This window comes from Leifsonia sp. fls2-241-R2A-40a, assembly GCF_030209575.1.
GTDB lineage: Bacteria > Actinomycetota > Actinomycetes > Actinomycetales > Microbacteriaceae > Leifsonia.
Window position 1 is genome coordinate 196,830 of sequence record NZ_JARVRS010000001.1, and the last position, 24,997, is coordinate 221,826.

A 24,997-nucleotide genomic window follows, 5' to 3' on the forward strand; every position below is an offset into this window, starting at 1 on the left:
GTGGTCACATCCAATCGATCGTCGCTCGTGTCGGCGTAGGCGGCTGCGGGCCGCTCACATACGGTCGGGAGCCGACACCCCCAGCAGGCCGAGGCCGTTGCGGATCACCTGGCCGGTCGCGTCGTTCAGCCACAGCCGCGTGCGGTGCAGGTCGGTGACGGGCTCGTCGCCGTGCGGGAGCACCCGCGTGGAGCCGTCGCGGACGGCGTACCACGCGTGGTACAGGCCGGCGAGCTCCTCGATGTACCGCGCGACCCGGTGCGGTTCGCGCAGCTCGGCCGCCTGCGCGACCACGCGCGGGAACTCCTGCAGGCCGCCCAGCAGCGCCGACTCCGTCTCGTGGGTCAGCAGCTCCGGAGCGAACGTGCTGCGGTCGACTCCCGCCTTCTCGGCGTTCGCCGCGACTGAGCGGGTGCGTGCGTGGGCGTACTGCACGTAGAAGACGGGGTTGTCGTTGCTGCGCTTGGTGAGCAGGTCGAGGTCGATGTCGAGCTGCGAGTCGGTCGACGAGCGGACCAGAGCGTAGCGGGCGGCGTCGACGCCCACCGCATCCACCAGGTCGTCGAGCGTCACGATGGTGCCCGCGCGCTTCGACATGCGGACCGGCTCGCCATCCTTGACGAGGTTCACCATCTGGCCGATGAGGATCTGCAGGTTGACGTTCGGCTCGTCGCCGAACGCCTCGACCATCGCCATCATGCGGCCGATGTAGCCGTGATGGTCGGCACCGAGCATGATGATGTTCTGCTCGAAGCCGCGCTCGCGCTTGTCCAGGTAGTAGCCGAGGTCTCCCGAGATGTACGCGGGCTCGCCGTTCGAGCGGATGACGACGCGGTCGCGGTCGTCGCCGAACGTCGTGGTGCGCAGCCAGATGGCGCCGTCCGCCTCGAAGATGTGACCCTGCTCCTGGAGGCGCTGGATCGCGCGCTCGACGGCACCCGACTCGTGCAGCGAGTCCTCGTGGAAGTACACGTCGAAGTCGACGCCGAACGCGTGCAGGCGGTCCTTGATCTCCTGGAACATCAGCTGGGTGCCGACGGAGCGGAACACCTCCTGCTGCTGCTCGCGCGGGAGCGCCGCGAGGTCGCCGTCAGCAGTGCCAGCCGAGTACTGGGCGACCACGCGGTCGGCGATCTCGTGGATGTAGCCGCCGCCGTAGCCGTCCTCCGGAGTCGGCTCGCCGAGGTAGGCGGCGAGCAGGCTGCGGGCGAACCGGTCGATCTGCGAACCGTGGTCGTTGAAGTAGTACTCGCGGGTCACCTGCGCGCCCTCGGCCTGCAGGATGCGCGCCAGGCTGTCGCCGACGGCCGCCCAGCGGGCGCCGCCCATGTGCACCGGGCCGGTGGGGTTGGCGGAGACGAACTCGAGGTTCACGCTCAGGCCGTCGAACACGTCGCCGCGGCCGTACGCCTCGCCCGCCTCGAGGATCGCCTGGGCGAGCTGGCCGGCGGCGGCGGCCTCGAGCCGGAAGTTGATGAAGCCGGGGCCGGCGACCTCGGCGGAGGCGACGCCCTCGATGCCGGCCGCGGCCGTCGCGATCTCCTCGGCGAGCTCGCGCGGGTTCGCGCCCACCTTCTTCGCGAGGCGCATGGCGACGTTGGAGGCCCAGTCGCCGTGGTCCCGGTTCTTGGGGCGCTCCAGCGGCACGTCGTCGACGGTCAGGGACAGCTCGGGGATGTCGGCGCCGGCCTCGCGTCGCCGCTCGACCACCGTCGTCACGATGTCGAGGAGGGCGGCGGAGAGGTCAGCGGGAGTCATGAGGAACGATTCTACCGGGAGCCGCGCAGGCGCTCTCCGCTGCACTTGATAGGGTCATCGCGACGCGCGCTCCCGCACAGCGCGCGCCGAGCAGAGAGACGACAATCCGCATGCCTTTCACCACCCGCCGTTTCGCCCTCCTGACCGCCACCGCCGCGGCCGGCCTCCTGGCCGCGGCCGCCCTCGCGGGGTGCGCACCGACCGCCGCGTCGTCGTCGACGCCGCCGACCGATGCCGCCCCTGCGAGCTCCGACCCGACGACGCTGCCGACGTCGACTCCGACGCCGACCGACCCGCCGACGCCGGTGGGGCTGACCTGCGAGCAGGTGCTGACGGCCGACCAGCTGTACGCGTTCAACCCCAACTACGGCGCGGACCCGGGCTACACGCCCAAGGCCGGCTCACTGGAGAAGAAGATCGCCGACTGGCAGGGCGTCGCCTGCGCGTGGAAGAACCAGACGAGCGGCGACGTGATCGAGGTCGCGGTGGCGAAGCCCCCGGCGAGCCAGCTGGAAGGGCTCAAGAACGCGGCCATCACCGCGGCCAAGCCGGTGCCGACGTACGGCGTGCCGCCGCAGGTCGAGGGGTACTTCAAGGCCGGGACGGCCGGGCAGGTGCAGGTGTTCCGGGGCAGCTACTGGATCGTCGCGGAGTCGCCGGCGTTCTTCGAGCCCGGTGACGCGGCTCCGCTGATGGAGAGCGTGATGGGGAACGTCCCCGCCTCCTGACAGGCGCCGCCTGGGCCGGCCGGCTGTCACGTCCTTCGCCGACGGGATGCTAGCCTGGTTGGGCACCCTGGCCCCCATAGCTCAGGGGATAGAGCGTCTGCCTCCGGAGCAGAAGGCCGTAGGTTCAAATCCTACTGGGGGCACCATCCTTCAGCGCCCGGCCCTCGCGGTCGTGGCGTGGTAGATCCGAGAGCCGCATGGACTGTTCGTACTTCGACGCCGGCGTGTGCCGCTCGTGCACGCTGATGGGTGTCCCCTACGCCGAACAGCTCCTGGGCAAGGACCGGCTGGCGCGCGAACTGCTCGCGCCGTACGGCGACGCCGCGTGGCTGACGCCGGTCGCGAGCGCCGAGGCGGGCTACCGCAACAAGGCGAAGATGGTGGTCGGCGGGACGGTCGGTGCGCCGACGATCGGAATCCTCGACGAGGCGGGCCGCGGTGTCGACCTGCGGGAGTGCGGCATCTGCGCCCCGGGCATCCGCGCGGCGCTGCCCGTGCTTGCGCGGTTCGTGACGCGGCAGCGGCTGGAACCGTATCGGGTCCCGGAGCGCCGCGGCGAGCTGAAGTACGTGCTGGTGACGGAATCGCCGGACGGCGAGCTCATGGTGCGCTTCGTCGCGCGGTCGGAGGAGACCGTGGGGCGGATCCGCTCGGGACTCGGCTGGCTGCTGGCCGAGCTGCCCTCCGCGCGCGTGGTGACGGTGAACATCCAGCCGGAGCACAAGGCTGTCGTCGAGGGCGAGCGCGAGGTGGTGCTGACGCGCGAATCCTCGTTGCCGATGCGTCTCGGCGCCATCTCGCTGCGGTTGCGGCCGCAGAGCTTCTTCCAGACGAACACGGCGGTCGCGACCGAGCTGTACGGCCAGGTGGCGTCGTGGGTGGATGAGGTCGCCCCGGCTTCGGTGTGGGACCTCTACTGCGGTGTCGGCGGCTTCGCGCTGCACGTCGCCGCGCCGGGCCGGCGGGTGGTGGGCGTCGAGACGAGCCGCGAGGCGGTGCGGAGCGCCCGGTCGACGGCTGCCGCCGCGGGGTTGCCGCAGGTGGCGTTCCGAGCGGGAGACGCGACCGCGTTCGCGCTGTCCGCGGCGAGCGCCCCGGACCTGGTGATCGTCAATCCTCCCCGGCGCGGGATCGGGGCGGAGCTGTCGGGCTGGCTCGAGGGTTCCGGCGTTCGCAGCGTCGTCTACTCCAGCTGCAACCCGAAGAGTCTCGCCCACGACCTGGCCCGGATTCCGTCGTACCGCATCCAGGCAGGCCGCGTGCTCGACATGTTCCCGCAGACCGGCCACATGGAGGTGGCGGTGCTGCTGGAGCGGTGCTGATCGAGGGGTGCTGATCAGCCGTTCCGCCGCACCCAGCGGAAGGTCAGCCGGCAGCCGATCAGCCCGACGACGAGCCAGATGGACAGCACGACGGCGATCCAGCCCAGCTGCCACCCGCCGCTCGGCTCGGCCGACGCGAAGCTGTCGGGCAGGAAGACGCTGCGCATCCCCTGCGCGATCCACTTCAGGGGGAAGATCGACGCGACGTTCTGCAGCCACGTCGGAAGCACGTCGAACGGGATGTAGACGCCCGAGATGAACTGCAGGATGAGCACGATCGGGATGATCACCGCCGTCGCGCTCCGGCCGGTGCGCGGCAGCGACGACAGCGCGATCCCGAGCACCGCCGACGTGATGATCCCGAGCAGGTAGATCCAGGCGAACCGCAGCCACAGGTCCGGTTCCGTCGGGAGGGCGACGCCGAACACGAGCCGCGCGACGACCAGGAGCAGCGCGATCTGCAGCACGCTCGTGGCCAGCACCTGGCCCATCTTGCCGGTGAAGTAGGACAGCACCGGCAGCGGCGTCCCGCCCAGGCGCTTCAGGGTGCCGTCGCTCTTCTCGCCCGCGATGTCGACGGCGAGGTTCTGCACGCCGGACAGCAGGATGCCCGCCGCGATCATCCCCGGCAGGTAGTAGGCGGCGCGGGTGATGCCGCCCGAGCCGTCCGGATTCGCGCCGACGTTGCCGAGCCCCTGGAACGCGACGGAGAAGATCCCGAGCATGACGACCGGGAACAGGAAGGTGAAGAAGATGGTGTCCGGCTGGCGGAAGTACAGCATGGTCTCGTAGCGGGCGCGTTCCAACCCCAGCGCGGCGGCGCTCACGATACGGCCCCCACCGGGCGCTCGGCCTCGCGGACGAGGTCGAGGTAGATGTCCTCCAGAGTCGGACGGATCACCTCGAGATCGCGCGGCTCTCCGGCGGCCTCACGCGAGACCCGGGCGACCACGGCGGCCGGTGTGCTGCTGCGCTCCGTGCACGTCGTCCCGTCCCGGTCGCGCCAACGCACGATCGGGATTCGGGCCGCCGCTCCGCCCAGCTCCCCGATGTCGCCCATCGCCACGAGCCTGCCGCGGGCGATGACCGCCGCCCGGTCGCTCAGCTGCGCCGCTTCGTCGAGGTAGTGCGTGGTGAGCAGGATCGTCGTACCGTCGCGCTTCAGATCGCGGATGAGGTCCCAGAACTGGTGTCGCGCCTCCGGGTCGAAGCCCGTGGTCGGCTCGTCGAGGAACAGGAGTTCGGGCCGGCCGACCACCCCGAGCGCTACGTCGAGCCGGCGGCGCTGGCCGCCGGAGAGGTTCCGCACCCGGGTCTTGGCTTTCTCGGTCAGTCCGACTGCGGCGATGACCTCGTCGACGTCGCGGGGCGACGGGTAGAAGCGGGCGAAATGGGCCAGCTGTTCGCGGACGGACGCGTTCGCCGCCTCTGCACTCGTCTGCAGCACCATCCCGAGGCGTGCTTTCCACGCGGTTCCGCCGACACCCGGGTCCGTGCCGAGCACCTCGACCACGCCGCCCGTGCGGTCTCGGTAGCCCTCGAGGATCTCGATGGTCGTGCTCTTGCCTGCGCCGTTCGGTCCGAGCAGTGCGAACGTCTCTCCGCGGGCGATATCGAAGTCGATCCCACGGACGGCGTCGAAGGAGCCATAGGACTTCGTCAGCCCGCGCACGGAGACAGCGGGGTCGCGGGTCATGGCCTCAGTATCGCAGCGGGAGGCGCGCCCGTCATGCGATGTCGGCGATGCCCGACGATCCTCACCGGCGGTCGGTTCCCCGCCGGTGAGGATCAATTGCGATCAGCTCGCGGCGGTCTCGCGCTTCGGGAGCTTCCAGCCCGGGCGCACGAAGTGGCAGGTGTACCCCCACGGGATGCGCTCGAGGTAGTCCTGGTGCTCCGGCTCGGCCTCCCAGAACGGACCGGCGGCGGTCACCTCGGTGACGACCTTGCCGGGCCAGAGGCCGGAGGCGTCCACGTCCGCGATGGTGTCCTCGGCGATGCGGCGCTGGGCGTCGTCCTCGTAGAAGATCGCGGACCGGTAGCTGGTGCCGACGTCATTGCCCTGACGGTTTTTGGTCGACGGGTCGTGGATCTGGAAGAAGAACTCGAGGAGGTCGCGGTAGCTGGTCTTCTCGGGGTCGTACTGGATCTCGATCGCCTCGGCGTGTCCGTCGTGGTTGCGGTAGGTAGCGTTGGGGACGTTGCCGCCGGTGTAGCCCACGCGCGTGTCCACCACTCCCGGAAGCTTGCGGATCAGGTCCTCCATGCCCCAGAAACATCCTCCGGCGAGGATTGCCTTCTCAGTCATTGTCGTGCTCCTTACTTTCGAAGATCTTCGTGTACTCGCCGTAGCCGGCCGCGTCGAGCTCGGCGAGCGGGACGAACCGCATGGCGGCGGAGTTGATGCAGTAGCGCAGTCCGCCGGCCTCGGCCGGACCGTCGTCGAACAGGTGGCCCAGGTGGCTGTCGCCATGAGCGGAACGGACCTCGGTACGGATCATCCCGTACGTGCTGTCCACCTTCTCGACGATGTTGCCCGGCTCGACCGGAACGGTGAAGCTCGGCCATCCGGAACGGCTGTCGTACTTGTTCACGGACGCGAAGAGCGGCTCCCCCGACACGATGTCGACGTAAAGCCCCTCCTCGTGGTTGTTCCAGAACTCGTTGCGGAATGCCGGCTCGGTCGCAGCCTCCTGCGTAACCGCGTACTGACGCTGGGTCAGCTTGGAGACGGCCTCCGGGTCCTTGCGGTAGTCCTGTGTCACGTTTCCTCCTCGTGCGGCGCGCTGGCTGCGACGCCGTCAGTACATGGAACACGCGAGGGCACCAGGATGGTCCCGCGCTTCCTGTGAGTTCACCGAGTGGGCGAGCGTGGACTCGATGGCACGGAGCACGGTCGCCCAGTCGTGCTGGACGTGAGCCGCCGAGACGCGGAGGCGTGCGACGCCGCGGGCGCCGAGGGCCGCATCCCGAGCCCGATCGCGCTCGAACGCCTCCCTGTCGCCGTGGAACGCGAATCCATCGATCTCGAGGTAGAGGACTCCGTCGACTCGCATGTCGACGCGCCCCACCCCCGCCACGTGCACCTGCTGCTCCACGAGGTGTCCGAGCGCCTGGAGACGCTGGCGCACGATCGACTCGACGCCGGACTCCGAGCCCGGCCGCGCCAGCACCGCGCGCGCTTGAGCCTTGAGCGGTTGTCCGGCGAGAATCCGTCGCAGAGAGATCGGGTTGACCAGCCCTGCGGAGAGGGCCGTGTCGAAGACCGCGACGGCGGTCTCCTCGTCCGCGCACCTCGCGACAGCGCGCAGACAGTCGGCCGGCGTGACGCGCCAGAGTTCGGGACCCTGCTCGGTGGGAACCCAGTGCCGCACCTGACCCGTCGCCGGCCCGGCGCGCGCGTGCGGGGCGTACTGCAGATGCATCCGCGAATCGCTTCCGGACCACAGTCCGTACGTGCGCGCCGCGGACACGCACGAGAGCCGGCCCCGGGCGGTGACCGCGACCACCGCCTCCCGTGGCGCGGATGGCAGCGTGTAGATGCCTTTGCGGATGCGGCGAAGTGCGCCGCCGCGCACTGCCGCGGTCAGTTCTTCCGCCGAGGTGCCGGAGGCCCGGAGCTGGTGGACGGTGGCGATTCCACCGAGGCGCTGAAGGGTTCGCTCGTCGATCATGAGTCCAGCCTCCCGGCGCGGGCTGCGGCCGGCGCATCCATGGGTCGGATCTGTGGAGAGTCGGCTGGCGGAGCCGCGGGGTGCAACGTAGGAGAACGGCCGCCGGAACTCCTACGTACCGCGGTGCGGAAGGAGAACCGGGCGGAGGTGGGGCGAATCTCCGACGAAGGCGCGCGAATCTCCGACGGAGGGCGGCGGCTCCGCGCAGCGGCAGCGAACCGGAGGGGAACGGCGGGTGACGGGGCGGTGGCGGGGGTAGACGAACGGGCGGGGCGGGCCCTAGCCTGACGCCGTTCCGAGAGTGCCATCCCACCCGTTCACAGCACCGAACGAAGGAACCCCATGCCGCAACCGACCATCGTCCTCGTCCACGGAGCCTGGGCGGACGCGTCCAGCTGGAACCCGGTCATCACCGACCTGCGCGGGCGGGGGTTCACCGTCCTCGCGCCGCCGAACCTGCTCCGCGGGGCCGCCGGCGACGGCGCGTACGTCGCCTCGTTCGTCCAGCAGCGCACGCAGGGGCCGGTCGTTCTCGTCGGGCACTCGTACGGCGGCGCGGTCATCAGCGCCGCCGGCCTCGGCGGCGGGGACGTGCGCGCGCTGGTGTACGTCGACGCCTTCCTCCCCGACGAGGGCGAGACCGTGTTCGGGCTGCTCGGCGGCTCGGGATCGGCGCTCGACGTGCCCGACCCAACGACGGTCCTCGACATCGTCGGGTTCCCGGGCGCCGAGGAGGGGAACGCGGACGCGTACCTGAAGGCGTCCACGGTCGACCAGTTCTTCGCGCAGGATGTCGCGCAGGAGGTCAAGGACCAGATCTTCGCCGGGCAGCGTCCTATCTCGCTCGCCGCGAACACGTCCCCTGCCGGACCGGGTGCCTGGCAGAGCCTGCCGGTCTGGGCGGTCGTCGGCACAGAGGACCGCATCATCCCGCCTGCGCTGCAGCGCCGCATGGCCGAGCGCGCCGACGCGACCATCATCGAGACGCCGTCCAGCCACGTCTCGATGCTGTCGGCACCGGATGTGGCCGTCGGGACGATCGTCGCCGCCGCGGAGTCGATTTCCTGAATCCCGGAGGCTAGGGCCGGGCCTCGTGCCCGGGCTCGCCGTGCGTCCGCCGCTGCTCCTTGAGCTCCGCCTCGTAAAGGTGGCGGCGGCCGCCGGCGAGCCGGTCGCGCGCGTCGCGCTCCAGATCGCGGAACAGCGAGTAGTAGCCGTCGTCGAAGTCCTCGACGATCTGGAACGTCCACCTGCCCTGGATGACGTTCCGGCCCAGCAGCTCCCGCTCGATCCGGTCGGCGATCTCGTCGTGGCCGGCCGCGCGCAGCTTCTCGACCGCGTCACCGAGCGTGAAGTCGGCCTTTCCGGTCAGCCGGTGGAAGCCGTAGAGCAGCCCGCGCGCATGCTCGACCACCTCGAGCGCCTCGCTGAGGCTGCCGAGCGCATCCACCGTCGCGTCGTCCAGGCCCTCGGGCCGGGTGTGCTGTTCGTCGGGGCCGTCCGTCATCGGTTCTCCTTGCCTGTCGGGGGGACATCGTCGGAACCCTGCACCACCGGCTCTGCCTCCGTCTCCGGGATGATCGGGATCGAGTCGGTGAACTGCTGCGCCCGCTGCTCGTTCTCCGGCGAGCCGCTGAACAGGCGCCCCTCCTCTTCGCTGCGCGCCCGCGGGGGTCGCTCACGCGTCTCGGGCGGCTCGGCGAACTCCACGCGCTGGCGCGGGAGGGATGCGGGCGAGTAGCGCTGCATCCAGTCGATGAGGCGTTCGCGCACGAGGCAGCGGAGGTCGAACAGCGTCGGCGCGTCCTTCGCGGTGACGAGCACCCGCACCCGCACCCAGCCGCCGACCGCGTCGGTGACCTGGAGCACGCTGGTGCGGTGGTCCCACAGGTCGGTGGTGGCGAGGATGCGGTTCAGCTCGGCGCGCATCCCGCCGGTGGAGACGCGCCAGTCGAGGTCGAACTCGATCGAGCCGAGCAGTTCGCTGTGCTGCCGGGTCCAGTTCTCGAACGGCTTGGTGGTGAAGTACGTCGACGGGAGGACCAGCCGGCGGTCGTCCCAGACGTGCACGACCACGTAGGTCAGGGTGATCTCCTCGATGGTCCCCCACTGCTGCTCCACCACGACGACGTCGTCGATGCGGATGGCGTCGGAGAACGCGAGCTGGATCCCGGCGAAGAGGTTGGCGAGGCTCGACTGCGCCGCGACACCGGCGATGATGCCGATCACGCCTGCGGACGCCAGCAGACTCGCACCCGCCGCTTGCAGCGCGGGGAAGGTGAGCAGGATCGCACCGAGCCCGATCACCACGGCCGCCACGACGGTGAGCCGGCGGAGGATGAGCACCTGCGTCCGCACGCGGCGCGCGTAGCGGTTGTCGGGCACATCCAGCCGGTACCGGGCGAGGCCCAGATCCTCGATGAAGACGACGAAGGCGGCGGCGAACCACACCCCGGTCGCGATGGTGAGGATGAGGAAGGTGTGGTGCAGTCCTTCCCGCCATCCCTGCGAGACGTCGGAGGGGAGGCTGATCGTCACGGCGATCCAGAGCACCACGGTCAGCAGGAACAGCCGGAACGGGACGCGGGCGTGCCGGATCAGGAGGACCGGCCACTGCTGCCGGCGGCCGATGAGGCGCAGCGTCAGGGCGAGGACGGCGGTCAGCACGACGGCGACCACCACGGCCACGAGACACGCGACCGTGAGGCCGGGCCAGCTGCGCAGGGCGATCACGTGTCGACGTACTCCTCCGGTCGGTTCCGGGAAGCAGTGTACGCGCGCACCCGAGCAGGATCGATCGGGGCGCTCGCACGGAGCAGGAACCGGGACTAGCCTGGCGATTCGGGACGGACGTCCGGACCGGCGACGGGGAATGCGTAAAGGAGCGGGAATGGCAGCGACACGGACACTCTTCATCGGCGGGACCGGCGTCATCAGTTCGGCGTGCGTCGCCGAAGCCCTGGAGAAGGGGCACGAGGTCACGGTCGTCAACCGCGGGAACAGCTCCACCCGCCCCCTCCCGGACGGCGTCGAGGTGCTGCACGCCGACATCCGCGACCCGGAGAGCGTCCACCGCGTGCTGGGCGAGCGCAGCTTCGACGTGGCCGCCGAGTTCCTCGCGTTCACACCGGAGCACATCGGCATCGACTTCGGCCTGTTCGAGGGCCGCGTCGGCCAGTTCGTCTTCGTCAGTTCCGCCTCGGCCTACCAGAAGCCCCCGTCGCGAGTGCCGGTGACCGAATCCACGGCGCTGCGGAACCCGTTCTGGCAGTACTCCCGCGACAAGATCGCCTGCGAGGACGCGCTGATGGAGGCCTACCGCGACCGCGGCTTCCCGGTGACCATCGTCCGGCCGTCGCACACGTACGATCGGACGCTCATCCCGACGACGGGTGGATGGACGGACCTCGCCCGGATGCGCCGCGGCGCGCCCGTCGTGGTCCACGGCGACGGCAGCAGCCGCTGGACGATCACGCACAACACGGACTTCGCGGTCGCGTTCGTCGGCCTGCTCGGCCGGCCGGAGGCGGTCGGCGATGCGTTCCACATCACGGGCGACGAGGCTCCGACCTGGGACCAGATCTACTGCTATCTGGCGGAGGCTCTCGGCGTCGAGGCCGAGCTGGTGCACGTGGCCAGCGAGTCCATCGCCGCCGTGCTCCCCGAATCCGGGCCCGGCCTGCTGGGCGACAAGGCGCATTCGATGCACTTCGACAACACCAAGGTGAAAGCGCTGGTGCCCGAGTTCAACGCCCGGGTGCCGTTCGCCCGCGGTGCCGGCGAGATCGTCGAGTGGTACCTGGCGGACGCCGACCGGCAGCGCGTCGACCCCGACCTGGAGGTCGCCTTCGACCGGCTGGTGGAGCACGCCCGCGCGTTCGGGTGAGCCCGCGCGGGCGCGCGGCGCCTACTTCGTGTAGCCCGTCCCGGACGGGGTCGAGGAGGCGGACGTGATCTTCGTGCCGTCCGGCGCGACGACCCACCAGATGCCTGCGAAGCCCTGGCCGGTCACGTCGCCGACCGAGGTGTCCTGCGCGAACGTGTAGAGCGGGCGCCCGTCGAGGGTGACCTGCTTCTTGCCGTCGACGCCGGTGATGGTGCCGATCGTGCCGGTCACGCCCTGCACGGTCGGGTGGTCGCTGTCGGCCTCGATCGCGGGCCACTGGGCGGCGCAGGCTCCGCTGCAGACGCTCATGCCGGAGTTCGGGGTGTCCTTGTCGAACACGTACGCGGTGAGTCCCTTGCCGCCGACGACCACGGTGCCGAGCGACGTCGAGCCGGTCTTCAGGACGGCCGCGGAGGATGAGCCGGACGAGGACGACGAGGACGACGAGGAGGACGACCCCGAGTACCCGGTGCCCGCTCCCCCTCCGGATGAGCAGGCGGCGAGCGCGAGGAGGACAGCGGCCGCGGCGGCCGTCAGCGCGGCGAGCCGCGTGGGTGCGATGGTGTTTCTCATGAGCAGGTGCTCCCTTCCACTCGGTGCACGCTGCCGGGACCGGTTCGGGTTCACTTTCTGAGAGAAGAAACAGGACCGTTATGAAACAGAAGCTTTACTATAAAGAAACTTTCCTGATACATTCTCGCGAAAGCATTGTTCCAACGAAGGGATGAGGATGACCGGACCGGTACGGGGCACCCCCGGGTGGTTGCGCGAGACCAACGACCGCACCGCCCTGTCGCTGCTGCTCGAGCACGGCGTCCTCACCCGCAACCGGATCGGCGAGCTCTCCGGGCTCTCGAAGCCCACCGCTGCCCAGATGGTGTCGCGGCTCGAGACGGCCGGGCTCATCCACGTCGTCGGAGAGGTCTCCGCCGGGCGCGGACCGAACGCGGCGAGCTACGCGGTGCGGACCGACCGGATGCTCGCCGTGGCGGTCGACATCGACGCAGAGGAGCTGCGCTCCACCCTCATCGACGCCTCCGGAGCCGAGCGCCCGATCGCGGTCACCCCGCTGGTGGGCCGCTCCCCAGAGGACGACGTCCGCGCCGCCATCGATGCGGCCTGCGACGCCGCCGGCGCGGATCCGCAGCGGGTCGGCGCGGTCTGCATCGGCGTGCAGGGCGCGCTCGACCCCCGCACCGACGAGCTCACTTACATCGAGACGCTGCCCGGATGGCCCAAGCAGGGCATCCGCCGGCGCCTGCAGGACGCCCTCGGCATCGAGGTGCGCATCGACAACGACGTGAACCTCGCGGCGCTCGCCGAGCGCACGGACGGCGCCGGACGCGACACGGGCGGCTTCGCGCTGCTCTGGATGGGCGACGGCCTCGGCCTGTCGGTCGATCAGGGCGGCAGCGTCCACCGCGGCGCCTCCGGCGGCGCGGGCGAGATCGGCTACCTGCCCATCCCGCGGTCGGCCGCGGAGCTCGACCCCGACGCCCGCGACCTGCAGGACCTGATCGGCGGGCCCGCGGTCGCCGACCTCGCCGCCGCCCACGGGCTCACGCCGGCCCTCGACGGCGATCCCGACGCCCGGGAGGGATTCCTCGCCGAGCTCGCACGCCGCGTGGCCGTCGGCGTCGTCCCGGTCCTCGCCCTGCTCGACCCCGAGCTCGTCGTGCTCGGCGGACCGACCGGCTCCGCCGGTGGACCCCGCCTGGCGGAGCTCGTGACCTCGGAACTGCGCCCCGCCTGGGGCGAACGCAGCGTCGTCGCCACCGGCGTCGCTGCCCATCCCGTGCTCCGCGGAGCGCGGGAGCACCTCATCGGCGAGGTGCGCGAAGCCCTCTTCGCCGAAGTGTCGCGGCTCGCACCGTAGCGTCCGCGCCACACCTGCATCACCTGTCCACACCCACCCGCACCACATCCATTGCACCCACCACAGTGAGGGAGCCACCCGTGAAACACCGTCATCTCATCGCCGCGGCCGCGGTCACCGCCGCCGCAGCACTCGCCCTCTCCGGCTGCTCCGGAGGATCGGGCGGAGCGAACTTCAGCGACAGCAGCCCGAAGGACCTCAGCGGCACCGTGTCCTTCTGGCACTTCTTCTCGGATCGCGAGGCCGGCGTCATCCAGTCGGTCGTCGACGACTTCGAGAAGAAGTACCCGAAGATCAAGGTCGACGTGCACTCCGGCCAGGACGACGAGAAGCTGCAGAAGGCGATCGCCACCGGCAGCAAGGTCGACGTCGGGCTGTCGTACTCGACGGACATCGTCGGCAACTTCTGCTCGAACGGCGCGTTCCGCAGCCTCAACAAGGTGATCGAGCGCGACAAGGTCGACCTGAGCCAGTTCTCCGACACGGTGAAGTCGTACACCGAGTACAAGGGCACGCGCTGCGCGATGCCGATGCTCGCCGACGTCTACGGTCTGTACTACAACAAGGGTCTCTTGCAGGCCGCCGGATTCACCGCTCCGCCGAAGACGCTGTCCGAGCTGGAGTCGATGGCCGAGAAGCTGACCACGCTCAAGCCGGACGGGTCGATCAAGACCCTCGGCTTCAACCCGACCATGGGCTGGTACGAGAATTCCGCCGCGCACTACGGCCCGGCCGCGGACGCCCAGTGGCTGAAGCCCGACGGCACCAGCGCGATCGGCTCGAGCGAGGGCTGGAAGCAGTTGATGACGTGGCAGAAGGCCTTCGTCGACAAGATCGGCTGGGACAAGCTGAACGCTTTCACCTCCGGACTCGGTCAGGAGTTCTCGGCCGACAACGCCTTCCAGACCGGACAGGTCGCGATGAACCTCGACGGCGAGTACCGCACGGCGTTCATCGACGACCAGGCGAAGAAGCTGAACTACGGTACGGCGCCCTTTCCGACCGCGGACGACCACACCGACCTGTACGGCGGCGGCTACATCACCGGGAACATCATCGGCATCTCCAAGGGGTCGAAGCAGCCGGAGCTGGCCTGGACCCTGCTGAAGTACCTCACGACCGACACGGACGCGGTGGTCAAGCTCGCCAACGGCCTCAAGAACGTGCCGACGACCAAGGATGCGCTGAACTCCCCGAAGCTCGAGGTCTCTGAGCAGTTCAAGACGTTCCTCGACATCTCGGCGGACAAGAACGTGCAGACCACGCCGCCGAGCCCGCTGGGCGCCGGCTACCAGCAGTCGTTCGAGGACTGGTGGAACAAGTACCAGAGCCAGGGCGGCGACCTCGACGCCGGGCTGAAGGCGGTCGACAAGCAGATCAACGACTCGCTCGCGCTGAGCACGGGACCGTGAGCCGCACCCCATGACTGCCACCATCGAAGGCGCGGGGCGGGTCGCCGCCCGCCCCGCGCGGCGCTCCCGGGCGCGGCGCAGGCGTTCCCTGGTGACGCTCGCCCTGCTCGCACCGGCGCTCCTCGGGCTGCTGATCTTCTTCGTCTACCCGCTGATCGCCTCGATCTACTACTCGTTCACCCGGTTCGACCTGGTGTCGCCACCGCAGTGGATCGGGCTCCGGAACTACGAGTACCTGTTCACCCAGGACCCCAACGTCTGGCTCGCGACGCTCAACACCCTCTGGTTCGTCGTGATCTGGGTGCCGGTGAAGACCGGGTTCGCCCTGATCGTCGCCGGGCTCCTCGCCCGGGCACGGCGCGCATCCGGCTTCTGGCGGACCGTGTTCTACCTCCCGGCCCTGGTGCCACCGGTGGCGAGCGTCGTGGCGTTCGTGTTCCTGTTCAACCCGGGGACGGGTCCGGTGAACCAGGTGCTCGGCTGGTTCGGGATCCAGGGACCGCTCTGGTTCAACGACCCCGCCTGGTCGAAGCCCTCCCTGGTGCTCCTCGGCATCTGGGTCATGGGCGACATCATGATCATCTTCCTGGCCGCGCTGCTGGATGTGCCCCGCGAGCAGTACGAGGCTGCCTCGCTCGACGGCGCGAACGGCATGCAGAAGGTGCGGTACGTGACGATGCCGTCCATCGCCCCGGTGCTGCTGTTCGCAGCGGTGACGGGGGTGATCGCGGCCATCCAGTACTTCACGGAGGCAGCGGTCGCCTCCTCGGTCGCGTCGGGCAAGGCCGTGGTCGGCCAGGGCATCAGCACCAACCTCGGCTACCCGGACGGCTCGCTGCTGACATACACGCAGTGGCTGTACGTGCGCGGCTTCGGCACCTACCAGCTGGGCTACGCCTCCGCGCTCGCCGTGCTGCTGTTCGTGGTCGCGGCCGTCATCCTCGTCCTGCTGCTCCGCCGCTTCAAGGCGTTCACCCCGGAAGGCGCACAATGACCTCCGCAACCCTCACCCCGGGCGAGACCGCGAGCCGCCCGCCGGCGCCGCACCGCCGCATCCCGAGCCCGCAGTCCACCCGCGCCCGCGGCATCCTGGGCTGGATCGCCGAGCACGCCGTGCTGGTCGTGCTGGCGGTGCTGTTCATCGCCCCGGTGGTGTTTGTCTTCCTGACCTCGCTGATGTCGTCCGAGCAGACGCTGACCGCGTCGCTCTGGCCGCAGCCGTTCCAATGGGACAACTACGTGAAGGTGTTCACGACGGTCCCGCTCGCGCAGTGGTTCGCGAACTCGGCGATGTACGCGGTGCTCGCGACGGCGTTCATGCTGGTCTCGAGCATCCCCGCCGCGTATGCGCTGGCGAAGATCCGGTTCCGCGGGTCGGGGGTGCTGTTCACGGCGATCATCATCGCTATGCTGCTCCCGCCGCAGGTCACCGCCATCCCCGTCTACGTCATGTGGTCGCAACTGGGGCTGACCGGCACGCTGTGGCCGCTCATCCTGCCGAACCTGCTCGGGGACGCGTTCTCGATCTTCCTGCTCCGGCAGTTCTTCCTCACCATCCCCAGCGAGTACGCGGATGCCGCCCGCATCGACGGCAACGGCGAGTTCGGCGTGCTGTGGCGGGTGGTGCTCCCGATGGCGAAGCCCGGTATCGCGGCGACCGCGATCTTCCTGTTCTTCGCCTCCTGGAACGACTACTACGGTCCGCTCCTCTACACCTCCGAGAACCCGGCCGCGTGGCCCGTCGCCTACGGGCTGGCGTCGTTCCGGGGTGTCCACGGCACCGACTGGGGCCTCACCATGGCTATGACGATGCTGGTCACCATCCCCGTCGTCCTGATCTTCTTCTTCGCCCAACGCGTCTTCGTGGAGGGCATCACACTCACCGGCGTGAAGGGATAACACGTGAAACTGACGGTCGTCGGAGGCGGCTCCACCTACACCCCCGAACTCATCGACGGATTCGCGCGGCTGCGCGACCTGCTCCCTATCGAGGAGCTGTGGCTGGTCGATCCGGACCCGGAGCGCCTGCGCCTGGTGGGCGGGATGAGCCAGCGGATGTTCCGCGCGGCCGGTCACACCGGGCGCGTGGTGCCGACGTCGGACCTCGTGGCCGGGGTGGCGGACGCCGACGTGGTGCTCCTCCAACTGCGGATCGGCGGCCAGGCCGCGCGCCACGGGGACGAGACCTGGCCGCACGAGTGCGGCTGCATCGGACAGGAGACGACCGGTCCCGGCGGCTTCGCGAAGGCGCTGCGCACCGTTCCGATCGTCCTCCGGGTCGCCGAGGAGGTGCGCCGGCACGCCAAGCCGGACGCCTGGATCGTCGACTTCACCAACCCGGTCGGGATCGTGACCCGCGCGCTCCTGCAGGAGGGACACCGCGCGGTCGGGCTGTGCAACGTCGCCATCGGGTTCCAGCGCCGGTTCGCCGCCCTGCTCGACGTCGAGCCGGGCCAGGTGCAGCTGGGGCACGTCGGGCTGAACCACCTCACGTGGGAGCGGTCGGTGCTGGTGACGGATGCGTCGGGCACCCGCGACGCCCTGCCCGGACTGCTGGACACGCGCCTGGACCAGCTGGCCGAGGAGAACGAGATGCCCGCCGGGCTGCTGCGGCTGCTCGGCGATGTGCCCAGCTACTACCTGCGGTACTACTACCAGCACGACGAGGTGCTCCGCGAGCAGCTCGACTCCCCCACGCGGGCGGAGGCGGTGCAGCGCGTCGAGCGCGAGCTGCTGGAGCTGTACGGCGACCCGTCGGTCGACACGAAGCCGGAGCAGCTGTCGCAGCGCGGCGGCGCCTTCTACTCGGAGGCCGCGGTCGACCTGATCGCGTCGCTGACGAGCGACCGGGGCGACGTCCAGGTCGTCAACCTGCGCAACGACGGCGCGTTGCCGTTCCTCCCCGACGACCACGTGATCGAGGTGCCGGCGACGGTGGATGCGCGCGGCGTCACCGCCCTGCCCATCGACCCGCTGCCCGCCGACCACGCCGGGCTGATCGCCCACGTCGCCGGGTACGAGCGGCTGGCGCTGGAGGCCGCGGTGCACGGCGGACGGGACCGGGTGCTCCGCGCCATGATGGCGCATCCACTGGTCGGCCAGTACGACCGCGCCGAGCGGCTCACCGACCTCCTCATCGCCCACAACCGGCAGCCCCTGGAGTGGGCGCAGTGACCGTCGACGGAGCGCCGCTGGTCATCGCGGTCGACGGCGGCGGGTCGAAGACCGACGCGGTCGCCCTCGAACTGGACGGGACGGTCGTCGCCGAGGCGCGCGACAGCACCTCCAGCCCCCACGTCATCGGGATGCACCAATCGGCCGAGCTCGTGTCCCGGCTGATCGGCCGTCTCCTCGACCGGACCGGCGAGCGCCCGATCGCCGCGGCGAACCTGTACCTCTCCGGGCTCGACCTGCCGAGCGAGATCGACGCGTTCCGAACGGCGATCGCCGGGACGCCGTGGGCGGGCGCGACGATCGACAACGACCTGTTCGCGCTGCTGCGGGCGGGCACCGGCGAGCCGGACGCGGTCGCGGTGGTCTGCGGCACGGGCATCAACTGCGTCGGGGTGCGCTCCGACGGCCGGGTCATCCGCTATCCGTCGCTCGGGACCATCTCCGGCGACTGGGGAGGCGGCTGGCACCTGGGCGAGCGCGCCCTCTGGTACGCGGCGCGGGCGGTCGACGGACGCGGCGCGCCGACGGTCCTCGCGGAGGCGGTCCCCGCGGCGTTCGGGCTGACGGGCGTGCAGGACGTGATCGAGGCGCTGCACTTCGGCCGCCTCCCGAACAGCGATCTGGCCCGGCTCGCGCCGACGGTGTTCGCATGCGCCCGCGAGGGCGACGCGATCGCCGGCGCACTGGTCGACGAGCAGGCGGAGGAGATCGCCACCCTCGCGGTCACCACGCTGCGCCGCCTCGACCTGCTCGACCGCACCGTCCCCGTGGTGCTCGGCGGCGGCGTCATCAGCGGGCGCGACGAGCGGCTGCTCAGCGGGATCGCGCGCCTGCTCGACGAGCGCGCTCCGGCTGCGCGGATGGAGCTGGTGACGGCCGCGCCCATCCTCGGCGCAGCGCTGCTCGCGCTGGAGTCCGCCGGCGCCGGGCTGGAGGCCGTGGACACCGCGCGGCGCACTCTGGAGGAGCGTCCCGCCGCGGTGGTTCAATAGCCCCACGAACCACGACCACGACTTCGAACGCGCGCGGATGGTCGAGGAACAGCTCGCGCCCCGCGGGATCGAGGACCAGCGCGTCCTCGATGCGATGCGGCGCGTGCCGCGCCACCTGTTCGTGGAGGCGTCGGCCGCGCCGTACGCGTACGAGGACCATCCGATGCCCATCGGCGACGGGCAGACGATTTCGCAGCCGTACATCGTCGCCCTGATGCTTCAGGCCGCGCGGATCGGCCCGGAGGACCGCGTGCTCGACGTCGGGACCGGCTCCGGCTACGCGGCCGCCGTCGCGGCCGTGCTCGCGCACCGCGTGGTCAGCATCGAGCGGCATCCGGACCTCGCGGTGGGGGCGGCGGCGACACTCGAGGCGCTGGGCTACCGCGTCGAGGTGGTCACGGGCGATGGGACGCTCGGGTGGCCGGCGGCGGCGCCGTACGACGCGATCGTCGCCGCGGCGACCGGTCCCTCGGTTCCGCGGGCGTGGGCGGAGCAGCTGGCGCCGGGCGGCCGGATCGTCATGCCCGTCGGCCGGCCGGGGGGCTCGCAGCACCTCGCGCTCTTCACAGCCGCGGGCGACGGAAGGCTGCACGAGACGAATCTCGGCGCGGTCGCCTTCGTGCCCCTGCTCGGGGACCAGGGCTGGCCGGAACGCTGACCACGGCGGCGACGGCGTCAGGCGACGGCGAAGGCGTGCGCGTCGCGCGCCGTGCGCAGGCCGCCGAGGAGGGCGGTGAGCTGCCCCTCCGGCGCTGCCACGTCCTCGGGATGCCACTGCACCGCGAAGAGCGGCGCCTCGCGGTGCTCGATCGCCTCGACGTGACCGTCGTGCGAGCGCGCCGATACGACGAGGCCGTCGCCGAGCGCATCCACCGCCTGGTGGTGTGCGCTGCGCACCTCGACGGGCGGGGCGCCGAGCAGTTCCGCGACGCGCGTCTCGGGCTCGACGTGCACGGCGTGCGTGGTGAGCACCTGCGGGATGGGGACGCCGCGGTTGACGTGACCGCACTCGTCGCCGAGATCCTGGACGAGCGTGCCGCCGAGCGCGACGTTCACGATCTGCAGTCCACGGCAGATTCCGAGCAGCGGGATGCGCCGCTCGATCGCCGCGTGCACCAGCGCGATCTGCGCGGCGTCGGCGACCGGGAGATGACGCGACTCGTTCGCATAACCGGTCTCGGCGCCGTAGAAACCGGGGTGGATGTCCTCCCCGCCGACGATGACGACGGCGTCGGCAGGCTCCGCGCCGGCGAGCAGCGCATCCGTCCCGCGGTCGGCGGCCAGGCGGGTGACGGTCCAGCCGTGCGACTCGGCTTCGGCGATGACGTTGCCGACGAGGAGCTGCACGTAGTCGTGGTAGGCCGGATCGTGGGAGCGGACGCGCGTGGCCTCGACGACGGCCAGGGTGGGCTGCGTGGACATGCGCTCCTCCTCTCGACCGGACTTCCCCATCCCAGCAGCCGCCCCTTTCGATCGCATCCCCGCCCGTAACAGGCCGAAACAGTGACAGTGCCGGAGTCCGCCAATAGACTCGGCTGGGTATCAGCCGGACCCGAGAGAGTGGGTGGATGCGCTTGCGACGTCTGCTGACCGGAGCCCTCTTGGCGCTCGGGCTCGTAGCGGCACCGATGGCGGTCGCCGCTCCCCCGGCATTCGCTCAGGACCCCGTCGACCTGGGCCCGACCCACGTGGTCGACCAGTCGCAGGTGCTCAGCGGTTCGGACGAAGCGCAGATCACCGCCGCGGCGAAGAAGCTGTACGACGACCACCGCATCGACCTGTACGTCGTCTACGTCGACACCTTCACGAATCCCACCGAGGCGGCCGACTGGGCCAATGAGACGGCCGCCCGCAACGGCCTGGGCCAGCGCGACTACCTGCTCGCCGTCGCCACGCAGTCGCGCACCTACTACCTGTCCGGCGACGACGACGGGCCGGTGAGCGCAGGGCAGCTCGACAGCATCGAGCAGAACGACATCGAGCCCAAGCTGCACGACAACGACTGGACCGGAGCCGCCGTCGCCGCCGCGAACGGACTGAGCGACGCGGCAGGCGGCGGAGGAGGCGGCGCCTTCTTCTGGGTGTTCCTCATCGGCGTCGTCATCGTCGGCGTGGTCGTCTTCCTGCTGGTGCGGTCCCGCGGCCGCCGCAAGAAGCAGGCGGCGACCGGGCCGGCCACACCGCAGAGCGAGCTGCAGACCATCCCGCTCGCCGACCTGGAGCGCCGCGCGGGGTCGGCGCTCGTGCAGACCGACGACGCCATCCGCACCAGTGAAGACGAGCTGGGATTCGCCACAGCGCAGTACGGCGCGGAGTCGGTCGTCCCTTTCCAGGCGGCGCTCGACGCGGCGAAGGGGCAGCTCCGCGAGGCGTTCACCCTCAAGCAGCGCCTCGACGACGCGGAACCGGACACCGACGAGCAGCCGCGCGAGTGGAACATCCACATCGTCCAGCTGTGCACCGCCGCCAACCAGGCCCTCGACGCCCAGGCGGACGCGTTCGACGAATTGCGCGCACTCGAGAAGCGCATCCCGGAGGCCACCGCGGAGATCACCGGGCAGGCGGCGGCGCTCCGGCAGCGGCTGGCCACGACCCGGACGACGCTGGACGGACTCGCGCAGCGGTACACGGATGCGGCGCTCGCGACCGTGCACGACAACATCGCCCAGGCGACGCAGCGCCTCGACTTCACGGACACCGCCCTCGCGGGCGCCGCGCAGAAGGCGGCCGCCGGGGATGCGGGAGCGGCGGCCGTCGGGGTGCGGGCGGCGGAGGAGTCCGCCGACCAGGCCGGGCTGCTGCTCGACGCGGTCGACCGGCTCGGCACCGATCTCGCCGCCGCCCAGCAGTCGCTCGACGGGACGCTCGCCGAGCTCCGCAGCGATCTCGCGGAGGCCCGCGCGCTCGCCGCCTCCAGCGATCCCGGCGGGACCATCGCCGCGACCGCTGCCGGGACGGAGCAGACCGTCACCGACGTGCAGGCGGCGCTCACCGCCGGCCGGGTGAACCCGCTCGAGCTCGCGCAGCGGCTGGATGCGGCCAACCGGTCCATCGACGGCGTGCTGCAGGGCGTCCGCGACGCCCGCGCCCAGGCGCAGCGCGCCCAGTCGGCGCTGCAGCAGACGCTGATGACGGCGAAGGCGCGCGTCTCGGCCTGCGAGGACTTCATCACCGCTCGGCGCGGAGCCGTCGGCGCCGAGGCGCGCACCCGGCTGGCGGAGGCCGGCCGGCTCGTCGTGCAGGCGGAGCAGACCGCGGCCACAGACGCCGTCTCGGCCCTCGCCCTCGCGCAGCGCGCGTCGCAGCTCGCCGACGAGGCGACGCAGCTGGCGCAGCAGGACGTCGGAGGGTTCCCGAGCGGGATGGGCGGCATGGGCGGTGGCGGCCTCGGCGACATCTTCGGCGGAGGCACCTCCGGCCGCGGCGGCGGAAGCGGTGCGATGGGCGCGATCCTGGGCGGCATCCTCATCGATTCCGTCCTGCGCGGCGGGATGGGCGGCGGCGGCTTCGGTGGCGGCGGCGGTGGCTGGGGCGGCGGCGGTGGCGGCGGCTTCAGCGCAGGGAGCTTCGGCGGTGGCGGAACCCGCAGCCGGCGCGGCGGCGGCCGGTTCTGACCGCCCGACGACAGACCTCACAAGCGCCCATCGAGGGCGGGAGCGAAAGGAAGAGCACATGGCGAAGCAGTCCATCTTCGGACGGATCTCTCAACTGTTGCGGGCGAACGTCAACGCCCTCCTCGACCAGGCGGAGGACCCGGAGAAGATGCTCGACCAGATGGTCCGCGACTTCACCAACAGCATCGCCGACGCCGAGAGCGCGATCGCGGAGACGATCGGCAACCTCCGGCTGCTGGAGGACGACCACCGCGAAGACGTGGAGGCCGCGAGCGAGTGGGGCGACAAGGCGCTCGCCGCCAGCCGCCAGGCGGACCAGTACCGTTCCTCCGGCGACGCCGCGAACGCCGACAAGTTCGACAACCTCGCGAAGGTCGCACTGCAGCGGCAGATCTCGTCCGAGAACGAGGCGAAGGCCGCAGAGCCGCAGATCGCCGCGCAGACCGAGGTGGTCGAGAAGCTCAAGACCGGGCTCAACCAGATGAAGGAGAAGCTGGAGCAGCTGAAGAGCAAGCGCTCCGAGCTGATCGCCCGCGCGAAGAGCGCCCAGGCGCAGGCCCAGGTGATGGATGCGGTCAAGAGCGTCGACATCATGGACCCGACCAGCGAGGTCGCCCGGTTCGAGGACAAGATCCGCCGCGAGGAGGCGAAGGTGCGCGGGGCGCAGGAGCTCGCCGCCTCCAGCCTCGACTCGCAGTTCGAGCAGCTCGACGACCTCGGCGAGATGACCGAGGTGGAGGCGCGGCTCGCCGCCCTCAAGTCCGGCGGCGGCACGCCGTCCGCGGTGACCTCGGGCGCCGAGGGGTGAGCGGCGCATCCTTCCTCGTCGTCCCGCAGTGGCAGGGCTCGGGGTCGTCCCGGGCGATGCGGCTGATCGACGGCGCCGACGCCATCCGCGGCGACCTGCCGGCCGCGCGCACGCACCAGGTGCCGGTGCCGGCCTCCGCCGGTGAGTCCCTGGGCACGGGGGTGAACCGGTTCTCGTCGCTTGTCGCGGTGAAGGACGCCACCGAGGCGGAGCTCTCGCTGCTGGAGGCCCCGGTGGTCACCGTCGGCGGCGACTGCGGCGCCGAGCTGGCGGCGGTCCAGCACGCGCTGGCCGCACATCCCGCCGGGTCGGTGGCCGTGGTCTGGTTCGACGCGCACGGCGATCTGAACGATGCGGAGTCGTCGCCTTCGGGGGCGTTCCACGGGATGGTGCTGCGCGCGCTGCTCGGCGACGGGCCGGACGGCCTGGCGTCGACGGGCGCCGCCCGCCTCGCGGCCGGCCAGCTCGTGCTCGCGGGCACCCGTGCACTCGACGACGGCGAGTCGGCCTTCGTCGAGAGGAGCGGCATCCGTGTGCTCGGCGCGGACGAGCTCGACGACCCCGAGGTCGTCGTCGACGCCGTGGCTGCGACCGGCGCGACGTCCGTGTACCTCCACATCGACCTCGATGTGCTCGACCCCTCCGCCATCGACGGCATCGGCTACCCCGAGCCCTTCGGCGTGCAGCCGGAGCGGCTGACCGAGGCGATCCGGGCGCTCCGGCGCCGGTTCGAGCTCGCGGGCGCGGGCCTGATGGAGTTCGCCCCCGAGTCGCCGGATGCGGCCGCGCGCGACCTCGCCGTCATCCTCCGCATCCTCGGCGCGCTCACCGGTCCGACGGGGTCGCCAGCGGCCGCCGCGGCGGAAGGGGCGCGCTAGCGTGGACGGCATGACCGAGCCCAAGATCCTGACCGAACGGCGCGGCCATGTGCTGCTGATCGGCCTCAACCGCCCGGAGAAGCGCAACGCGGCCGACTTCGACCTGCTGTCGCAGCTGGCGCGCGCCTACGGGGAGCTGGAACGCGATCCCGAGCTGCGGGTGGGTCTGGTGCACGCCGTGGGCGAGCACTTCACCGCCGGGCTGGACCTGGCCGACCTCGGGCCGCGCATCGGGCCCGACGGCCTCTCGTTCGTGGGCGAGGACGCCATCGACCCGTGGCAGGTGTCCGGCCGGCAGCTGACCAAGCCGGTGGTGATCGCGGTGCAGGGCACGTGCCTCACCCTCGGGATCGAGCTCATCCTCGCCTCCGACATCGCGGTCGCCGCCCGCGGCACCCGCTTCGGTCAGATCGAGGTGACCCGCGGCATCCTGCCCTTCGGCGGTGCGACGCTGCGATTCCCGCGCGCCGTGGGCTGGGGGAACGCGATGCGCTACATCCTCACCGGCGACCTCTTCGATGCCGCCGAGGCGCACCGCATCGGGCTGGTCCAGGAGGTCGTGGAGGACGGCGAGCAGTTCGACCGCGCGCTCGAATTGGCCGAGCGGATCGCCGCCCAGGCGCCCCTGGCGGTCCAAGCCGCGCTCGCGAACGCGAAGCGCGCCGTCCGCGACGGCGACGCCGCCGCCGAGGCCGAACTGCAGCCGACGCTCGTCCGGCTGGTCGGGAGCGAGGATGCGCGCATCGGCATGGAGGCGTTCCTCACGCGGACCGAGGCGCGATTCGTGGGACGCTGACCATCCGTTCGACACCGCGCGACGAACCTCATACGACGAACCACCGGGGCGGCCCACCGCACCAGACAGGGAGAACGCA

25 protein-coding genes and 1 tRNA gene are annotated in these 24,997 nt (G+C 71.0%); 16 read left to right on the forward strand and 10 right to left on the reverse strand.

The genetic code is table 11. The features are described from left to right. Positions 1-54: 54 nt before the first annotated feature. Positions 55-1,758 (reverse strand): arginine--tRNA ligase, encoded by a 1,704-nt coding sequence (gene argS, locus QRN40_RS00980; protein ID WP_285113618.1) that lies wholly within the window; start codon positions 1,756-1,758, stop codon positions 55-57. A gap of 110 nt (positions 1,759-1,868) precedes the next feature. Between argS and QRN40_RS00985 the strand changes: the two genes are divergently transcribed. The 3 genes from QRN40_RS00985 (at position 1,869) to rlmC (ending at position 3,808) form a co-directional block, all read left to right on the forward strand. Beyond that, positions 1,869-2,486 carry an iron ABC transporter ATP-binding protein gene (locus QRN40_RS00985; protein ID WP_285113619.1) on the forward strand — a complete coding sequence of 206 codons (618 nt, stop codon included), beginning with the start codon at positions 1,869-1,871 and terminating at the stop codon, positions 2,484-2,486. Positions 2,487-2,556: 70 nt separating this feature from the next. Continuing rightward, positions 2,557-2,632 (forward strand) — tRNA-Arg (locus tag QRN40_RS00990). Between the two features lie 51 nt (positions 2,633-2,683). Beyond that, positions 2,684-3,808: a 23S rRNA (uracil(747)-C(5))-methyltransferase RlmC gene (gene rlmC, locus QRN40_RS00995; RefSeq protein WP_285113620.1), complete on the forward strand. Its 1,125-nt coding sequence runs from the start codon at positions 2,684-2,686 to the stop codon at positions 3,806-3,808. 14 nt (positions 3,809-3,822) lie between these two features. On the opposite strand, the gene QRN40_RS01000 is transcribed toward rlmC, so the two are convergent. The 5 genes from QRN40_RS01000 to QRN40_RS01020 form a co-directional block, all read right to left on the reverse strand. After that, positions 3,823-4,635, reverse strand: a complete 813-nt coding sequence (locus QRN40_RS01000; protein WP_285113621.1) for an ABC transporter permease — start codon at positions 4,633-4,635, stop codon at positions 3,823-3,825. Continuing rightward, on the reverse strand, positions 4,632-5,504 hold the full coding sequence (locus QRN40_RS01005; RefSeq protein ID WP_285113622.1) for an ABC transporter ATP-binding protein: 873 nt from the start codon (positions 5,502-5,504) through the stop codon (positions 4,632-4,634). The genes QRN40_RS01000 and QRN40_RS01005 overlap by 4 nt, the downstream gene beginning before the upstream one ends. Before the next feature lie 102 nt (positions 5,505-5,606). After that, a complete protein-coding gene (gene msrA, locus QRN40_RS01010; RefSeq protein WP_285113623.1) occupies positions 5,607-6,116 on the reverse strand; it encodes a peptide-methionine (S)-S-oxide reductase MsrA in 510 nt (169 codons plus the stop codon). Beyond that, positions 6,109-6,573: a peptide-methionine (R)-S-oxide reductase MsrB gene (gene msrB, locus QRN40_RS01015; RefSeq protein WP_285113624.1), complete on the reverse strand. Its 465-nt coding sequence runs from the start codon at positions 6,571-6,573 to the stop codon at positions 6,109-6,111. Before msrB ends, msrA begins: the two co-directional genes overlap by 8 nt. 36 nt (positions 6,574-6,609) lie before the next feature. Beyond that, a complete protein-coding gene (locus tag QRN40_RS01020) occupies positions 6,610-7,482 on the reverse strand; it encodes a type IV toxin-antitoxin system AbiEi family antitoxin domain-containing protein (protein ID WP_285113625.1) in 873 nt (290 codons plus the stop codon). 342 nt (positions 7,483-7,824) lie between these two features. Between QRN40_RS01020 and QRN40_RS01025 the strand changes: the two genes are divergently transcribed. After that, entirely contained in the window at positions 7,825-8,550 is a 726-nt protein-coding gene (locus QRN40_RS01025) for an alpha/beta fold hydrolase (protein ID WP_285113626.1), read from the forward strand. A gap of 10 nt (positions 8,551-8,560) precedes the next feature. Here the strand turns inward: QRN40_RS01025 and QRN40_RS01030 are convergent, their stop codons facing one another. Continuing rightward, positions 8,561-8,989 (reverse strand): hypothetical protein, encoded by a 429-nt coding sequence (locus QRN40_RS01030; protein ID WP_285113627.1) that lies wholly within the window; start codon positions 8,987-8,989, stop codon positions 8,561-8,563. Then, on the reverse strand, positions 8,986-10,215 hold the full coding sequence (locus tag QRN40_RS01035) for a mechanosensitive ion channel family protein (RefSeq protein WP_285113628.1): 1,230 nt from the start codon (positions 10,213-10,215) through the stop codon (positions 8,986-8,988). The genes QRN40_RS01030 and QRN40_RS01035 overlap by 4 nt, the downstream gene beginning before the upstream one ends. A gap of 157 nt (positions 10,216-10,372) precedes the next feature. On the opposite strand from QRN40_RS01035, the gene QRN40_RS01040 reads away from it, so the two are divergent. After that, positions 10,373-11,368 (forward strand): NAD-dependent epimerase/dehydratase family protein, encoded by a 996-nt coding sequence (locus tag QRN40_RS01040; RefSeq protein ID WP_285113629.1) that lies wholly within the window; start codon positions 10,373-10,375, stop codon positions 11,366-11,368. 21 nt (positions 11,369-11,389) lie between these two features. Here QRN40_RS01040 and QRN40_RS01045 read toward each other — a convergent pair whose 3' ends face one another. Further along, positions 11,390-11,941 (reverse strand): COG4315 family predicted lipoprotein, encoded by a 552-nt coding sequence (locus QRN40_RS01045; protein ID WP_285113630.1) that lies wholly within the window; start codon positions 11,939-11,941, stop codon positions 11,390-11,392. Positions 11,942-12,098: 157 nt separating this feature from the next. Between QRN40_RS01045 and QRN40_RS01050 the strand changes: the two genes are divergently transcribed. The 7 genes from QRN40_RS01050 to QRN40_RS01080 all read left to right on the forward strand — a co-directional run bounded on the left by QRN40_RS01050 (position 12,099) and on the right by QRN40_RS01080 (position 19,480). Continuing rightward, positions 12,099-13,244 carry an ROK family transcriptional regulator gene (locus QRN40_RS01050; RefSeq protein ID WP_285113631.1) on the forward strand — a complete coding sequence of 382 codons (1,146 nt, stop codon included), beginning with the start codon at positions 12,099-12,101 and terminating at the stop codon, positions 13,242-13,244. Between the two features lie 80 nt (positions 13,245-13,324). Then, positions 13,325-14,656, forward strand: coding sequence for an ABC transporter substrate-binding protein (locus QRN40_RS01055; protein WP_285113632.1), 1,332 nt, complete (start codon positions 13,325-13,327; stop codon positions 14,654-14,656). A 10-nt stretch (positions 14,657-14,666) separates the two neighbouring features. Then, positions 14,667-15,650 carry a carbohydrate ABC transporter permease gene (locus tag QRN40_RS01060; RefSeq protein WP_285113633.1) on the forward strand — a complete coding sequence of 328 codons (984 nt, stop codon included), beginning with the start codon at positions 14,667-14,669 and terminating at the stop codon, positions 15,648-15,650. Further along, positions 15,647-16,555 (forward strand): carbohydrate ABC transporter permease, encoded by a 909-nt coding sequence (locus tag QRN40_RS01065; protein ID WP_285113634.1) that lies wholly within the window; start codon positions 15,647-15,649, stop codon positions 16,553-16,555. The genes QRN40_RS01060 and QRN40_RS01065 overlap by 4 nt, the downstream gene beginning before the upstream one ends. A gap of 3 nt (positions 16,556-16,558) precedes the next feature. Next, positions 16,559-17,830, forward strand: coding sequence for a 6-phospho-beta-glucosidase (locus tag QRN40_RS01070; protein ID WP_285113635.1), 1,272 nt, complete (start codon positions 16,559-16,561; stop codon positions 17,828-17,830). Then, the gene (locus QRN40_RS01075) at positions 17,827-18,822 is read left to right on the forward strand and encodes an N-acetylglucosamine kinase (RefSeq protein WP_285113636.1); all 996 of its coding nucleotides are present in this window, start codon (positions 17,827-17,829) and stop codon (positions 18,820-18,822) included. Before QRN40_RS01070 ends, QRN40_RS01075 begins: the two co-directional genes overlap by 4 nt. Before the next feature lie 37 nt (positions 18,823-18,859). Continuing rightward, positions 18,860-19,480 (forward strand): protein-L-isoaspartate(D-aspartate) O-methyltransferase, encoded by a 621-nt coding sequence (locus QRN40_RS01080; RefSeq protein WP_285113637.1) that lies wholly within the window; start codon positions 18,860-18,862, stop codon positions 19,478-19,480. 17 nt (positions 19,481-19,497) lie between these two features. Here QRN40_RS01080 and QRN40_RS01085 read toward each other — a convergent pair whose 3' ends face one another. Continuing rightward, positions 19,498-20,244, reverse strand: a complete 747-nt coding sequence (locus tag QRN40_RS01085) for a gamma-glutamyl-gamma-aminobutyrate hydrolase family protein (RefSeq protein ID WP_285113638.1) — start codon at positions 20,242-20,244, stop codon at positions 19,498-19,500. Between the two features lie 146 nt (positions 20,245-20,390). Here QRN40_RS01085 and QRN40_RS01090 point away from each other — a divergent pair, with 146 nt between their 5' ends. From QRN40_RS01090 to QRN40_RS01105, 4 genes are read left to right on the forward strand one after another with little or no spacing between them, the layout of a single operon-like run. Further along, complete coding sequence (locus QRN40_RS01090) at positions 20,391-22,436, forward strand: TPM domain-containing protein (RefSeq protein WP_285113639.1); 2,046 nt, start codon at positions 20,391-20,393, stop codon at positions 22,434-22,436. Positions 22,437-22,494: 58 nt separating this feature from the next. Next, a complete protein-coding gene (locus tag QRN40_RS01095; RefSeq protein ID WP_285113640.1) occupies positions 22,495-23,244 on the forward strand; it encodes a PspA/IM30 family protein in 750 nt (249 codons plus the stop codon). After that, positions 23,241-24,122, forward strand: a complete 882-nt coding sequence (locus QRN40_RS01100) for an arginase family protein (RefSeq protein ID WP_285113641.1) — start codon at positions 23,241-23,243, stop codon at positions 24,120-24,122. Before QRN40_RS01095 ends, QRN40_RS01100 begins: the two co-directional genes overlap by 4 nt. Positions 24,123-24,132: 10 nt before the next feature. Then, positions 24,133-24,918, forward strand: coding sequence for a crotonase/enoyl-CoA hydratase family protein (locus QRN40_RS01105; protein WP_285113642.1), 786 nt, complete (start codon positions 24,133-24,135; stop codon positions 24,916-24,918). Positions 24,919-24,997 lie beyond the last annotated feature (79 nt).